9 protein-coding genes and 1 tRNA gene are annotated in these 14,949 nt (G+C 70.9%); 4 read left to right on the plus strand and 6 right to left on the minus strand.

Annotated elements, in window-relative coordinates; genetic code table 11:
* Nucleotides 1-755 precede the first annotated feature (755 nt).
* Genes J2S43_RS02770 through J2S43_RS02780 form a run of 3 tightly spaced genes read right to left on the minus strand, consistent with a single transcriptional unit; the run spans nucleotide 756 to nucleotide 4,323 of the window.
* Nucleotides 756-1,688, minus strand: a complete 933-nt coding sequence (locus J2S43_RS02770; RefSeq protein WP_306826961.1) for a carbohydrate ABC transporter permease — start codon at nucleotides 1,686-1,688, stop codon at nucleotides 756-758.
* The gene (locus J2S43_RS02775; protein WP_306826962.1) at nucleotides 1,685-2,671 is read right to left on the minus strand and encodes an ABC transporter permease; all 987 of its coding nucleotides are present in this window, start codon (nucleotides 2,669-2,671) and stop codon (nucleotides 1,685-1,687) included. Before J2S43_RS02775 ends, J2S43_RS02770 begins: the two co-directional genes overlap by 4 nt.
* Nucleotides 2,668-4,323: an extracellular solute-binding protein gene (locus tag J2S43_RS02780; RefSeq protein WP_306826963.1), complete on the minus strand. Its 1,656-nt coding sequence runs from the start codon at nucleotides 4,321-4,323 to the stop codon at nucleotides 2,668-2,670. Before J2S43_RS02780 ends, J2S43_RS02775 begins: the two co-directional genes overlap by 4 nt.
* A gap of 159 nt (nucleotides 4,324-4,482) precedes the next feature.
* Between J2S43_RS02780 and J2S43_RS02785 the strand changes: the two genes are divergently transcribed.
* The 3 genes from J2S43_RS02785 (at nucleotide 4,483) to J2S43_RS02795 (ending at nucleotide 9,932) form a co-directional block, all read left to right on the plus strand.
* A complete protein-coding gene (locus tag J2S43_RS02785; protein ID WP_306826964.1) occupies nucleotides 4,483-5,667 on the plus strand; it encodes an ROK family transcriptional regulator in 1,185 nt (394 codons plus the stop codon).
* Nucleotides 5,668-6,025: 358 nt separating this feature from the next.
* Complete coding sequence (locus J2S43_RS02790; RefSeq protein WP_370881588.1) at nucleotides 6,026-8,827, plus strand: glycoside hydrolase family 3 C-terminal domain-containing protein; 2,802 nt, start codon at nucleotides 6,026-6,028, stop codon at nucleotides 8,825-8,827.
* Nucleotides 8,820-9,932 carry a LacI family DNA-binding transcriptional regulator gene (locus J2S43_RS02795; RefSeq protein ID WP_306826966.1) on the plus strand — a complete coding sequence of 371 codons (1,113 nt, stop codon included), beginning with the start codon at nucleotides 8,820-8,822 and terminating at the stop codon, nucleotides 9,930-9,932. Before J2S43_RS02790 ends, J2S43_RS02795 begins: the two co-directional genes overlap by 8 nt.
* Nucleotides 9,933-10,353: 421 nt before the next feature.
* On the opposite strand, the gene J2S43_RS02800 is transcribed toward J2S43_RS02795, so the two are convergent.
* From J2S43_RS02800 to J2S43_RS02810, 3 genes are all read right to left on the minus strand, one after another.
* A complete protein-coding gene (locus tag J2S43_RS02800; RefSeq protein ID WP_306826967.1) occupies nucleotides 10,354-12,468 on the minus strand; it encodes a glycosyl hydrolase family 95 catalytic domain-containing protein in 2,115 nt (704 codons plus the stop codon).
* A gap of 412 nt (nucleotides 12,469-12,880) precedes the next feature.
* Nucleotides 12,881-13,636, minus strand: a complete 756-nt coding sequence (locus J2S43_RS02805; protein WP_306826968.1) for a transcriptional regulator — start codon at nucleotides 13,634-13,636, stop codon at nucleotides 12,881-12,883.
* 37 nt (nucleotides 13,637-13,673) lie between these two features.
* Nucleotides 13,674-13,756 (minus strand) — tRNA-Leu (locus J2S43_RS02810).
* A 130-nt stretch (nucleotides 13,757-13,886) separates the two neighbouring features.
* Here J2S43_RS02810 and J2S43_RS02815 point away from each other — a divergent pair.
* Nucleotides 13,887-14,477: an ANTAR domain-containing response regulator gene (locus J2S43_RS02815; RefSeq protein ID WP_370881740.1), complete on the plus strand. Its 591-nt coding sequence runs from the start codon at nucleotides 13,887-13,889 to the stop codon at nucleotides 14,475-14,477.
* The last annotated feature ends 472 nt before the right edge of the window (nucleotides 14,478-14,949 follow it).

Consider the following 14,949-nt stretch of genomic DNA (forward strand, 5'->3'; position numbering starts at 1 on the left):
AGCCGGACCCGGCAACGCTCCCGGCAGAACCGCTGGGCACCCTCGCGCTCGAAACTCCGCATAAAACGACCGGCATGCTCATTTCACCCACGTCGCGCGACTCGGCGGGCCGATACCGGCGCCTGAGTGATCAATCAGTGGAGCAAAAGATAGGTCAACTAGCGAAGTTGACCTATCTTTTGCTCCACTGATTGATCACTCAGGGCTGCTGGGGAGCCCGTCCACCGAGATCTGCCATGCGGGCACGACGAAATATGGGGCAATTTCGGGCGCGCAGGGCCCGGCTTGCGCAGGGCCCGGCTTGCGCAGGGCCCGGCTTGCGCAGGGCCCGGCTTGCGCAGGGCCCGGCTTGCGCAGGGCCCGGCTTGCGCAGGGCCCGGCTTGCGCAGGGCCCGGCTTGCGCAGGGCCCGGCTTGCGCAGGGCCCGGCTTGCGCGGTGGCCGGCTTGCGCGGTGGCCGGCTGGTGTAGTGCCGGGCTTGCGCGGTGGTCGGGGTCGCGTGGTCACCGATGCGGACCTTCGGACCCGGCGGCTCGCTCTGGCCGGTGCGGGGTTCGGGTTGCGTGGTGGTCGGCTCGTGGGGCGCTCGGGGTGGGCGGTGGATGGGGCGCAGCCCCGGGTTGTGGGGTTTGCGGGAGTGGCGGCGGCACTTGCAGGGAGGCCGCCTGCGGCCGACCGGTGCCCGCGGGAGCACTCGGAAAGTGGGCACGCCGGAAGCGGGAAGATGGCCTTGGGGTTTCCCGCTGTGCCGGGGTTTCAGCCCTTGACGGCGCCGATGATGACGCCCTTCGTGAAGTGGCGCTGGATGAAGGGGTAGACGATCAGGGCCGGGATGACCGTGACGATGACGACGGCCATCTTGATGGCGAGGCTGGGTGGGGCGGAGTAGCCGATGCCGGGGATGTGGACGACCGCGCCGCCGCCGACGTTGGGTGGGGCCTGGCCGAGCAGGATGTAGCCCTGGAGCAGGCGTTGCAGGGGCTGGAGGTCGTTGCGGTCGATGTAGAGGATCGCGTTGAAGAACGCGTTCCAGTAGCCGACGGCGTAGAAGAGGCCGATGACGGCGACGACGGCCTTGGAGAGCGGCAGCACGATCCGGGTGAGGATGCGGAACTCGCCGGCGCCGTCGATGCGCGCGCTGTCGATCAGCTCGGACGGGATGTTCATGAAGAATGCGCGCAGCACCACCAGGTTGAACGCCTGGATCGCGGTCGGGAGCGTGAGCGCGAGCAGGTTGTTCTTGAGGCCGAGGCCGGTGACGACCAGGTACGACGGGATCATGCCCGGGTAGATCAGGAACGTGAGCAGGAAGTAGAACAGCAGCGGCCGGTGCGCGACCGAGTCGCTGCGGGACAGTCCGTAGGCGGCCAGCACGGTGAGCGTGAGGCTGATCGCGGTGCCGATGAACGTGATCAGCGTGCTGATCCAGACCGCGCGGCCGATCAGCCCGCCGGAGAAGATCACCACGTACGCGGACGGGTCGAACTCGCGCGGGATGACCACGTAGCCGCCGGCCGCGTTGATCGTCTCGGCCGAGGAGAGGCTGGTGACGAGCACGACCCAGAGCGGGACCAGGACGGCGGCGGTGACCAGCGTGAGGATCGTGCCCTTGCCGAGCTGGCCGAGGACGCTGGGCTTCTCCTCCCACACGGGGCGGCGGGAGGGGCGGCGTGGAGTCAGGACAGTCATGATTTTTGGTAGATCCCCTGCTCGCCGAACCGGTGTGCGATCTTGTTGGCGGCCAGGATCAGGACGAGCCCGACCGCGGCCTTGAACAGGCCGGCCGCCGCGCCGATGCCGTACTGCTGGACGACCACGCCGCGGTAGTAGACGTAGGTGTCCAGCACCTCGGCGGCCTGCCGGCCGACCGCGTCGCGTTGCAGGATGAACTGCTCGAAGCCGACGTTGAGCGCGTCGCCGAGCCGCAGGATGAGCAGCAGGATGATGACCGAGCGCAGTCCGGGCAGCGTGATGTGCCAGAGCCGCCGCCAGCGTCCGGCGCCGTCGGCCGCGGCGGCCTCGTAGAGCGTCGGGTCGATCGCGGCCAGCGCGGCCAGAAAGATGATCATGCCCCAGCCGGCGTCCTTCCAGACCGCCTGCGACGTGACCAGCACGATGAACGTGTCCGGGTTGGTCATGATGTCCGGCGGGGTGTAGCCGGCGTCCCGGACGACCTGGGCGAGCAGGCCGGCACCGCCCAGCATCAGCTGGAAGAACGAGACGACCAGCACCCAGCTGAAGAAGTGCGGCAGGTAGACGACGCTCTGGATGAACGAGCGCAGCCGCGGCGAGAGCACGCTGTGCAGCAGCAGCGCCAGGATGATCGGCAGCGGGAAGTAGAAGACCAGCTGGAAGACCAGGATGGCGAGCGTGTTGCGCAGCGCGTCCCAGAACGACGGGTCCTTGAACAGCGCCTCGAAGTTGCCGAAGCCGATCCACTCGCTGTAGAGGAACGCCTCGAACGGGGTGTCGCCGGCGAACGGGTTGTAGTCCTGGAACGCGACCACGTTGCCCAGCGTCGGCACGTAGTGAAAGACCAGGACCAGCAGGAACGCGGGTACGACCATGAGCAGCAACGGCCAGTCGCGGCGAAGGCGGTCGCGCAGGCGCCGCGGGTGCCGAGCCGGCCGGGTGACCGGCTCGGCGGCCTTCGTCAGTGTCGGTGCGCTCATCGGCCGTTGTCGGCCAGGACTTTGGCGTAGAACGCGCGGGCCTCGTCGCCGCCGGTGTTGCGCCACTCGGTGACGATCGACTCCAGGTCGGTGATCGGGCGCCGGCCGCGCATGATGTCGGTCAGCTTGTCCTCGGTCGGCTGCGCGATCGTGGCGATCTTGGTGGGCGTCTCCACCTTGATGCCCTTCCACGGGTCCGGTTCCGCGTACTGGATGGCGTCGTTGGCCCAGGTGAGGAAGTCCTGCGCGTAGTTCGGCACGTCCGCGCCGCCGACGATGACCGCGGGCCGCCCGCCGAGGAAACCGAACTGGTTCGCGAACTCCTTGGTGTAGAGGTCGTTGGTGACCGGTGTGCCGTCGGCCGCGCGGGTGAAGTGGGTGCCCTCCACGCCGTACTCGCGCAGCTCGTACTCCTTGGTGCCGAACGGCGCGGCGGTCCAGTTGAGCACGCGCAGCAACTCCTCGACGCGGGGCTGGCCGACGCCCTTCTTGATGAACGTCCAGATGATGCCGGGCGTGCCCTGCCAGCGGAGCGGCTTCTGCCCGGCCGTGGCGCCGAACACCTTGATCGGCTGGAGGTTGAACTTCGGGTTGACCCGGGCCTCGTCGCGCTGCAGCCCGCGCCAGACGCCGAGCCCGCCCTGCCAGCACACCACCTTGCCGGCCCGGAGCAGCGCGTTCGCGTCGCCGCCCTTGCTGCCGGCCAGGTCCGGGTGCATCAGCCCGTCCTTGTGGATCCGGATCATGAACTCGACGGCCTGCTTGTACTCCGGCGTCTCGTACTTGTGGGTGATCGTGCCGTCCGGGTTCTTCCGCCAGCCCTGCTGCGAGCCGGGCACGCCGAGCGCCTGCTGCACCTCGGCCGCGATGTCGCCGAACGCCCAGACGCCCTTGCCGGGGTCGGTGAGCTTCCTGCCGTACGCGTACAGCTCGTCCAGGTTCGTGGGATCGGCGAGCCCGGCCGCCTCCGCGAGGTCCTTGCGGTGGAACAGCGCGTACGGGAACGGGCTGTCCGTCGGGAACGGCACCCCCATCAACTTCCCGCCCCAGACCGAGTCCTGCCACGCCGCGGTGGGCAGGCCGGCCAGCATCGGGTAGTTCGCGCCCTTCTCCTTCGCCAGGTGGGGTGTGAGGTCCTCGAACAGCACGTGTGCGCCCTCGGAGAACCGGGCGATGCGCCCGATGTCCCAGCCCGGGATGACCAGCAGCTCCGGCACGTCGCGCGCGCCGACCATCGCGTTGACCTTCTCGCTGTACGTGTTGCCGTCCTGCACGCTGAACTGGATCGGCACGCCGAGCGCGGCGTTGACCGCGTCCACGTAGGCGTTCTGCCCGGTGGCGGGCGGCGGCGGGCCCCACCACGGCGTGGTCGCGGAGATCGGCGTGCCGCTGGTGCCGGGCTTCTCGGTGATCGCGGCGACGGTCTGCGCCGGGTACCTCACGTAGCCGTCCGCGACCGGCGGCGTGCCCTTGATGTCCGGCTGGACCAGCTGGACCGCCTTGTAGTCCGGCACGACCGCGCTGGCCGCGTCCGCGTTCGTGGCGGTGCCGGTCGAGCCGGGATCCCGGCTGCAGCCGCCCAGCAGGCCGCCGCCGGCCACCGACGCGGCGCCGAGGCCGACCATGCCTAGAAATGTCCGGCGGTTCGTCACCGCGGGCTCCTCTCAGGTTATGTCGAGGCGCTAGAGTTAGTTCGTCTGATGACTAAACAAAGTAGCCGACGGTGCTGTGCCCCACAAGGGAGGCGCCGGCCGGTGGATGGGGCATGATGTGGTCGGGACACCGGGGAGCGGGGCTAAACGTTGATCACCATGCAGACCGGCCCGCAGCCGGCCGACTTCGCCGACGTGCGGGCGACCAACCTGGCCGTCGTGCTGCGCCACGTGCGCGCGCACGGCCCGGTCTCGCGGGCCGGCATCGCGGCCGCCACCGGGCTCAACAAGGCCACGGTCTCCAGCCTGGTCGCCGACCTGATCGAGCGCCGCCTGCTGCGCGAGACCGGCCTGGCGGAGAACCGGATCGGCCGCCCCGCCACCATGCTGGTGCTGGACGGCTCGGCGTACGCGGCGATCGGCATCGAGGTCAACGGCGACCACCTGACCGCGGTCGCGGTCGACCTGGCCGGCGAGCAGCTGCTCTTCTGGCGGCGCGCGTTCACCGGCCGGGTCTCGGCCGGCGTCGGGGCCGGCCGCGGCGTCTCCGCGATCGCGGCGCTGGCCGGCCGGGCCGCGTCCCGGGCCGTCGCGCAGGGCCGGCAGGTGCTCGGCTTGACCGTGGGCGTGCCCGGCCTGGTCGACGAGGCCGGCGCGGTGCGCCGCTCGGACGCGCTCGGCTGGACCGGCGTGGACCTGCGCGGTGACCTGCTCAAGGCGCTGCGCAAGCCGGAGTTCGACGTGGCCGTGGACAACGACGCGAACCTGGCCGCGCTCGCCGAGCAGCGCTACGGCGGCCACCGGGGCGCGCGTAACCTGATCTACGTGGCCGGCGAGACCGGCCTCGGCGCCGGCCTGATCGTCGACGGTCGGCTGCTGCGCGGCGGGCGCGGTTTCACCGGCGAGATCGGCCGGCTCCAGCTGCACGGCGGCACGCTGCAGGAGCTGGCCGGCATCGAGTCGCTGATCCAGCGCGCGCTGCCGGACGCGGACGCGGAGGGCCCGATCACCGACTTCGCGCCGGAGGTGGAGCGGGTCGCGGCCGCGGCCCGGGCCGGCGACGCCCACGCGCTCGCGGCGCTGCGCGACGTGGGCCGTCATCTCGGGCACGGGCTGTCGCTGCTGGCCAGCCTGCTCGACCCGGAGGTGATCGTGCTCGGCGGCTATTTCGTGCCGCTGACCGAGTGGCTGCTGCCGGCCGCGCGCGCGGAGATGACCGCGACCGACACCGGCGGCGTGACGCTGATCGGCTCCGCGATCGGGCCGGGCGCGGCCGCGACCGGTGGCGCGGCCCGGGTGCTGGACGCGCTGGACGCCGGGGTGCTACCCACGCTGACCGCTTAGCGGGTCCGTGATCAGGGCGTCCCCCATGCTGTTCCAACGACATGGGAGACGCCCTGATCATGCGGGAGGCGCCGGCGAACGCCGGTGGGGCGCCGGCCGAAGTTTCTGATGCGGTGCGTTTCATTGATCTTGGGCATAGCCGCAGGCTGCGCTGGGAGCGGTTCCATCGACGCATGCGACGACATCGAATCGATTCTCTTCACCCCTTGACCGGGCCTGGCCGGGGGTGCAAACCTCAGGTTGCTTCGGGCGTAACACGCTAGAAACCGTGCGACCCCGGAGCTTTTCTCGAACGTTCGTCGAAGCGCTTCGAGGAACCTCTCGCGCTCCCACCAGAGCTGTACGGCGCAGTCAAAGGATGACCCCCGTGAGCGAACTTCAGCGCACCGATTTCCGCGACCCCGAGCAAGCGCTTTCCTCCCGGGTCGAGGACCTGCTCGGCCGTCTCACCCTCACGGAGAAGGTCGCGCTGCTGCACCAACACCAGGCGCCGGTGCCACGGCTCGGCGTGGAACGCTTCCGGACCGGCCAGGAGGCGCTGCACGGCGTCGCCTGGCTCGGCCCGGCCACCGTCTTCCCGCAGGCCGTCGGGCTCGCCAGCAGCTGGGACCCGGACCTGGTCCGCCGGGTCGGCGAGGCGGTCGGCGACGAGGTGCGCGGCCACCACCACAAGGACCCGGAACGCGCCGGGCTGAACGTGTGGGCGCCGGTGGTCAACCCGCTGCGTGACCCGCGCTGGGGCCGCAACGAGGAGGGCTACGCCGAGGACCCGTGGCTGACCGGCGTGATCGCCACCGCGTACGCGCAGGGTCTGCGCGGTGACCACCCGTTCTACCTGCGCACCGCGCCCACGCTCAAGCACTTCCTCGGCTACAACAACGAGACCGACCGCGCGCTCACCTCCAGCAACCTGCCGCCGCGCGTGCTGCACGACTACGAGCTGCCCGCGTTCCGCGCACCCCTGGCGGCCGGCGCCGCGGTCGCGGCGATGGCCTCCTACAACCTGGTCAACGGCGTGCCCGCGCACCTCAGCCCGCTCATCGATGCGGAGCTGCGCGACGTGCTGGTGGTCGGCGACGCGGCCGCGGTCTCCAACCTCGCCCGCGACCAGCGCGTCCTGCCCGACCACGCGGAAGGGTTCGCGGCCGCGCTGCGGGCCGGCGTGGACTGCATGACCGAGGACGGCGAGGACTCCGCGCCGACGCTGCGCCACCTGACCGAGGCACTGGACCGCGGGCTGATCGACGAGTCGCACGTGGACGCCGCGGTCCGGCGCATCCTGTCCGTCCGGTTCCGGCTCGGCGAGTTCGATCCGCCCGAGCGCAACCCGTACGCGGCGATCACCGTGGACGTGATCAACTGCGCCGCCCACCAGGCGCTGGCCCGCGAGGCCGCGCGCGCGTCCGTGGTGCTGCTGCGCAACGAATGCGGGCCGATCCTGCCGCTGACCGCCGGCACCCGGGTCGCGGTGATCGGGCCGCTCGGCGACGCCGTGCACGAGGACTGGTACTCCGGCAGCCTGCCGTACCAGGTCACGCCGTACCGGGCGATCGCCGAGCGGGGCCCGGCCACGTTCACCGAAGCCGTCGACCGGATCGCGCTCCAGACCCCCGGCGGTTACGTCTCCGCGCCGGACGGCGGCCCGCTGCGCGGCGACGCGGACACGCCGAGCCACTTCGACGTGCACGACTACGGGTACGGCGTGATCGCGCTCCGCGCCGCCGGCAACGAACGGTTCGCGGCCGCGTTCGAGCCCGGCGGGCCACTCGTCAGCGACCAGCCCGGCCCGAACGGCTGGGAGGTGCACGAGACCTTCACGACCGCGGACGCGGGCGACGGCCGGCTGCACCTGCGGCACCGGCAGACCGGCCGGTGGATCGCGCTCGGCGAGGACGGGCTGCTGCGCGCGTCCGCCGAGACCACCGCGGACGCGGTGCCGCTGACGGTCGACCTGATCATCGACGGCACCGGGGTCGCGGTGGCCGCCGCCGCGGACGCGGACGTGGCCGTGGTCGTGCTCGGCAACCACCCGATGGTCAACGGCCGGGAGACCGAGGACCGCCCCGGCCTCGCGCTGCCCGCGGCCGCCGCGGCGATGCTGCACGCGGTGCACGCCGCCAACCCGCGCACCGTGCTCGCGCTGACCAGCAGTTACCCGTACGCGATCGGCGAGACCGGCGTCCCCGCGGTGCTGTGGTCCGCGCACGGCGGGCAGGAACACGGCACCGCGCTCGCGGACGTGCTCTTCGGCGCGGACACCGGCGGCCGGCCGGTCGACCCGGCCGGGCGGCTCACCCAGACCTGGTACCGGTCCGAGGCGGACCTGCCGGACCTGCTCGACTACGACATCGTCGCCACCGACGCCACCTACCTCTACTACCGGGGTACGCCGCAGTTCCCGTTCGGGCACGGGCTCAGCTACGCCCGGTTCACCTACCGGGACCTGCGGCTCAGCGCGACCTCGATCGGCGCGGACGGCACGGCCGAGGTGTTCGCCGAGGTGACCAACGCCGGCGACCGCGCGGGCGTCGAGGTCGTGCAGCTCTACACCCACCAGCAGCGCTCCCGGGTCAAACAGCCGCTGCGGGTGCTGCGCGGCTTCGCCCGGATCCGCCTCGAACCCGGCGAGAGCGCCCGCGTCACGCTGCCGCTGCGCGCGGCCGACCTGGCGTTCTGGGACGTCACCCGGGGCCGGCCGGTGGTCGAGACGGCCCGGCACACCGTCGCGATCGGACGGTCCAGCGCGGACCCGGTACTGACCACCACGCTCACCGTCCGCGGCGAGCGGATCCCGGACCGCGACCCGTCCGCGCCGCTGCGAGCCGTGGACAACGACGACTACGACAGCGTGCTCCCCACCCACCACGACATGCTCACGTCCACCCGCGCGGACGCGTGGGCCGCGTTCGAACACGTCAATTTCCAGGACCACGCGGGGGTACGGGTCCGGGGCGCCGGCCCCGGCACGGTCACGCTGCGGCTGGACGACCCGGCCGGGCCGGTGCTCGCGACCGTCGAACTGCCCGGCTCACCCGGGGACGTCACCGCGCCGGTACCCCCGGTGGGTGGCGTGCGCGACCTGTTCCTCGTCTACGGCGCCGCGGGCATTACGGTGAGCGATATGACGTTCACGGCGGCCGAGGAGATCAGCGGTGGCTGACTTCTCCGTACCCACGCAGGGCGGACCGTCCGGTCAGGACCGTCCGGCGGCGGAGAGACGGACCACGAGCCGCCGCGGCGCCGGGAAACGACCGGACATGGTCACCATCACGGACGTGGCCCGGCACGCCGGCGTCGCGGTCAGCACCGTCTCCTACGTGCTCAGCGGCAAACGCGCGATCTCCGCGGTCACCCAGGAACGCGTGCTGGCCAGCATCCGCACGCTCGGCTACCATCCGCACGCCGGCGCCCGTGCGCTCGCCAGCCGCCGCTCCAACGTGATCGCGCTGGTCCTGCCGCTGCGCACCGGCATGCACCTGCCGGTCCTCATGCAGTTCGCCACCGCGGTCGTCACCACCGCCCGGCAGTACGACCACGACGTCCTGCTGGTCACCGCGGACGAGGGCGCCCAAGGGCTGCGCCGGATCGCCGCGTCCGCCATGGTCGACGGCATCGTGCTGATGGACGTGGAGATGCGCGACCCGCGCGTGCCGCTGCTGCACGAACTCGAACGGCCCAGCGTGCTGATCGGCTTCCCCGCCGACGCGGGCGGGCTCACCTGCGTCGACCTCGACTTCTACCGGGCCGGTGCCGCGTGCGTGGAGCACCTGGTCGCGCTCGGGCACCGATCGCTGGCACTGCTCGGCGCGCCCGCGGTCGTCTACGAGCGCGACACCGGATTCGCCCGCCGCACTCGCTCCGGCTTCCTGGAGACCGCGCGGCGGCACGGCGCGACCGCGACCGCGCAGCCCTGCGAGGAGAGCTATCCGGCGGTCCGCGACGGGCTCGCCCGGCTCCTCGCCGAACGCCCCGACCTGACCGGGGTGGTCGTGCACAACGAGGCCGCGGTCGCGCACGTGCTCGCCGCGCTGCCGACGCTCGGCCGGCACGTGCCCCGGGACATGTCCGTCGTCGCGATCTGCCCGGACGAGCTGGCGGAACGCTCCGACCCGGCGCTGTCGTCCGTGCTGATCCCGGCCGAGGAGGTCGGCCGGCAGGCGGTGTCGCTACTGATCAGCAAGGTCGAGGGCGAGCCGGTCCCGGACGCCACCCTGCTCGACCCCCGCCTGACCGCCCGCGCCAGCTGCCAGAGCATTCGCAGGTAAGCATTCCCCGCTGGCTTCCGGCGGGGTCGTCCCACAGCCGCTAGCTGTGGGTCAGGCCGGGGCTGGGGAGATCAAAGCTGTCAGAGCATTCCCCGCTGACTTCGGCGGGGGCGTCCCACAGCCGCTAGCTGTGGGTCAGGCCGGGGCTGGGGGGAGCTTGAAAGGCCTCGCGGGGGTTGCGGGGTTGGTCTTGCGGCCTCGGATCGTGCAGGGAGGCCGCCTGCGGCCGACCGGTGCCCGCGGGAGCGTGCGGAACCTGCGCCGCCGGAAGCGGGAAAAGCTGCTTTGGCTATGTTCCTGGCTTTGTTCTTGGCTCTTGCGGCGATCGGGGCGCCGGCGAGCCGACGCCCCGATCCCGCGTGGACGCCCCCACCATGGCGCGCCACGCCGGACTAATTTTTCCGTGTGTCCAAACTAAGTGTCAACAGTTCACGAGCGTTTCGATGCCGGGATTTAAATCGACCTTAATGGATTCGCCGGTCGGCAGGCCGACGACCGTCTCCAGGCGGCGGGGAGCGGTCAGCGTCGCCTCCAGGCCGGTGGGGGACCAGGACATCCGGACGATCCGGACCGGGCCGCGGGTGAGCAGGCCGGAGACCGAGCCGCGCGGCCAGGCGGCGGGCAGCGCGGGCAGCAGGTCCAGCCGCCCCCGGCCGGAACGGGCCAGCATCGACGTGACCAGCGCCGGCAGCGCACCCGCGATGTCGACGTTGAGGATCGCGTCCCGGTTGTGCGTCGGCACCAGCGACGGCCGGAAATAGCGATCGGCCAGCCGGGTCAGCGCACCGAAGGCCTCGTCCGCCATACCCAGGTGCGCCGCCGCGATGCCGAGCTGCGCCAGGCCGTAGGCCATCTCGTCCGCCTCCTGCCCGTCCCACCACGCCAGCCGCGCCCGGATCGCCCGCGCCGCCGACGCACGCAACGCCGGATCGTCGAACGCGGGATCGCCGCCGTACCAGAGCGGATACAGATGACTCGCGTGCCGGTGACCGGGCGCATCGTCCAGACCCGGATCCACCCACTCGGCCAGCAGACCGTCCCCGGCGATCCGGTACGGCGGCAGCGCCGCGAGCAACGACCGCCAGCGTGCCGCCCGGGCATCCTCCGGGGCGAACCGCAACAGATCCCGAAGCAGGCCCGCGGTCGCGGCCACGTCCATCGTCGCGTCCACGCACGCCTGCGAATCCGAGTTCGACGGCGTGTTCTCCGGCGAGTACGACGGGGCGAACCGGGCCCGCCCCGACTCCACCGTCACGAATCCCAGATGGAACTCCGCGACCTCGGCCAGGAACGGCACCGCGCGCTCACGCAGGAACACCTCGTCGCCGGTGTGCTCGTAGAACTCGGTGAACAGGCGCGCCAGCCACGCCGCACCCGCGGTCCAGAACGTCTGGCACCAGCGCGGGCCGAAGTGGTTCACCAGCGCATGCGTGCTCTGATGCACCGGCGCCAGCAGGCCGTCCACGCCGTACAGGCGGCGCGCGTTCTCCCGCATGTCCGGCCGCCGCTCCTCCGCCATCCGCAACAACGGCTCCAGCAGCTCCGGCGTGCCGGTCGGCGCGAGACCCGCGACCGCGGCCGGAAGATTGCCGTCCAGCGTGTACGCGCCGCGCCACGGCGGCCGGTAGCCACCGCTCCACACCCCCTGCAACGTCGGCGGCAGCTCACCCGACGCGGAGATCGCCGCATACCGGCAGGCGTTCAGCACCGTCTCCGTCCGGTCACCGGGAAGCTCCAGGCGAAACCGGTGATACAGCTCCCCGTGCACCGCCACGTGCGCGGCCAGCAGATCGTCGAAACCACGATCCGGCCACGGGGGTACGGACTCCCCGTCCACGACCGTGCGCGCCAGCAGTAGCAGGCCGCCGGCGTCGCGGGACACCCGGCACTCCACCCGGTAACCGGCGAGCGCGCCCGGCCAGTGCGCGTCCGGGAAGCTCGCGGCCAGCGACAGGCCGTCGACCGTGGTGCGGACCGGGGACTCCGGGACGCCGTCGACCGGCGCGATCGCCAGCGTGCCGTTCGTACCGTTCGTGCCGTCCGTGCCGTCCGTGCCGTCCGTGCGGTTCGTGCCGGAGACCCGGAACACCACCACGTCGTCGGCGCGTGACACGAACGCCGCACAGACCACGCCGCCCCAGGACTGGGTGACCACGCCGGTCGCGAAGTCGGTGCTCCGGGCGTAGCCGTCCGCCTCGCCTCGCGCGGGGGCGAACGAGATCGTGGCGGCGCCGATCAGCGGATCCACCCAGCGCACATCCGTGTAGCCGGGTTCGTCCGCGGTCGCGTGCGCGCACACCCGGTGCGCCGCGTCCGCGAACCGGCGGCCGGCCAGCAGGCGACGCAGCTCCGGCAGGATCGCGGCCGTGTCCGGCGGCGGCAACGGCTCGGAGACCGGCAGGAACAGGCGCTCGTGGGACAGCGTCAGCCGGATCTCCTCCGGCCCGCCCCAGAACAGCAGACCCTGACGGCCGTTCCCGGAGATCATCGCGTGTTCCCACTCCCGCGCCGGGGTGTGGTCAGTGTGAAGATCCATTTACTCACTGTGGCCGTACGGTTGACTCACGTCAATATGTGCTGGCCGGTTCCGCGAATGGGAGCGCGCGGTGCGGGGCGATCCGGCGAAATGTGATCCGGGGCACGGAGGATCGGCGCGGATGACGAAAGGGTGACCGGCGGGAGAATGGTGAGCCGACATTCCGTAAGGCGCATCGGAGCCGGTGGAGGCGGGCACCTGCCTCCACCGGCTCCGTCGGTGCGTGGCGCACCGGAGCGCCGCCTAGCCCGACCCGTGGCGGTCGTGCTGAGCGGGGGAAAGTCCCTGGCCGCAGCCGTGAAGCGCGGCGACATGGAGAAGACTACGCGGTCGTTCCCCGATTCCGGGTGACACAGGGATGAAGATCATGTTTCCAAGCGCTTCGCCCGAGTGATCCCGATCTCATCCGGTTTCACGATTTGGGACCGACGAACTCGTCAAGCCGCGCCACCGACGTCCGTTTCGCCACCGACAGCGTGTTCCGCCTGCTCATTCGCCACTCTATCCCCAGCCGATCCAGCGACCGCGAGCACAGCCGCATGATATCGGTGGACTCATTGGTGAACATGTATCGCGGGTACTCATATGTGCGCCCGCTCACTACGACGCGATTCGTGAAGCGGCACCCGTCGGAGTGAATCAATCCCCGCACGAACGCCTCGGCGTGTGCGTCAACGATCGGCTCCTGCCAGTCCGCCAACGCGATCGGCCGCGCGTGTTTGATGCCCGGGCCGTGCTGCGGCAACAGGCAGGGCCAGTGCTTCCAGAGCGCGCTGACCGCGGTGCACCCGATCCTCGCTCGGTGGTGCACCGACCGCGCACCGCAGGCGCGCATCGCGGCTTCGATCTCGGCGATGATGCCGGGGTACTTGTTGTCGCAGTAGACGGCCAGCAGCACGGTGCGCTGCGACCGCACGATGTGACCGTCACCCAGGTACTGCCCGAGCAGATATGCGTAGGTGGCTGGCGCTTCCGGGAGACGCGGCGGATCGGCGCAGCGCGGACAGCGTGCGTCCGGTATTCGTTCCCGTCGGCGCCGCGCGCGTTCGCCGTAGAGCCAGTTGCCGACCGTGTGCGGCGACAGATTCAGCGTTTGCCAAATCAGCCGGAAGGGCACGCCTTCGGCGTGCATGGCGATCGCACGATCACGGATCTCGGGTGGATGCATCGACGCATCATCCCTGCGTATGACGGGGTTGTCTGAGTGCCGAGGGTGGGATTCGAACCCACAAGCCCTTTCAGGCAGAGCATTTTGAGTGCCCCGAGTATGCCGTTCCTCCACCTCGGCGTCGCGCGGCATGTAAAACCTCGTTACGCCGCGCTGAGCAAACCTAGCCTACCCACTACGCTGGTGGCGACGGCACCCGACCGGCCGGGTGTCGGGTTCCAGGACGTTGGGGGTTGTTCGCGTGGCCGACATGCAGGCGGGTTCGGAGCGTCGTCGGGTGCTGATCGCCGAGGACGAGGCGCTCATCCGGCTCGATCTCGCCGAGATGCTGGTCGAGGAGGGCTACGACGTCGTGGGTGAGGCCGGCGACGGCGAGACCGCCGTGCGCCTGGCCGGGGAGCTGAAGCCGGACCTGGTGATCCTGGACATCAAGATGCCGATCATGGACGGGCTGGCCGCGGCGGAGCGGATCGCCGGCGACCGGATCGCGCCGATCATCATCCTGACCGCGTTCAGCCAGCGCGACCTGGTGGAGCGCGCCCGCGCCGCCGGCGCGATGGCGTACCTGGTGAAGCCGTTCCAGAAGTCGGACCTGGTGCCGGCGATCGAGATCGCGCTGTCGCGCTACTCGGAGGTCGCGGCGCTGGAGTCCGAGGTGGCGAGCCTGTCGGACCGGCTGGAGACGCGGAAGGTGGTCGAGCGCGCGAAGGGCACGCTGATGGCCACGTACGGGATGACCGAGCCGCAGGCGTTCAAGTGGATCCAGCGGACCGCGATGGATCACCGGATGACGATGAAAGAGGTCGCGGAGCGCATCCTCGCCGAGACTCCGAGCACCTGACCAGGCCCTCCCTCGTTGCTTTTTGTTAAACGCCGATAACTGATTGATAACACGGCGTTGAGGGCCTGTGACGCGGGCTATGATCCGCCAGTCCTGAGGTGACACAGCGTCAGGACCCGCGTCAGAGACTTCGAGGAGCACCGTTGCGTAGAGCCGTGATCATGTTCACGGCCCTTCTGGGAGCCCTGTTCTTCGCCCTTGGTGTGAACGCCACAAGCGCTTACGCCGCCGAGGGTGAGGGTCTGCAGGGCACGTTGAGCAATCAGAACCAGCCACTGGCTGGGGTCAAGATCAACGTTACCCAGAATGGCCAGCCGGCCGGATCGGCCGTGTCGGGAGCGGACGGGAAATGGACCCTTTCCGTTCCGCCGGGGGCATATGAGGTGGTCCTCGACGAGAGCTCGCTTCCGGAGGGGGTCGGACTCCAGGGGACGCTCGGCCCGAACCGCGCCCTCGAGGTGTACGAGGGCCA

This window comes from Catenuloplanes nepalensis (assembly GCF_030811575.1).
GTDB classification, from domain to species: Bacteria; Actinomycetota; Actinomycetes; order Mycobacteriales; family Micromonosporaceae; genus Catenuloplanes; species Catenuloplanes nepalensis.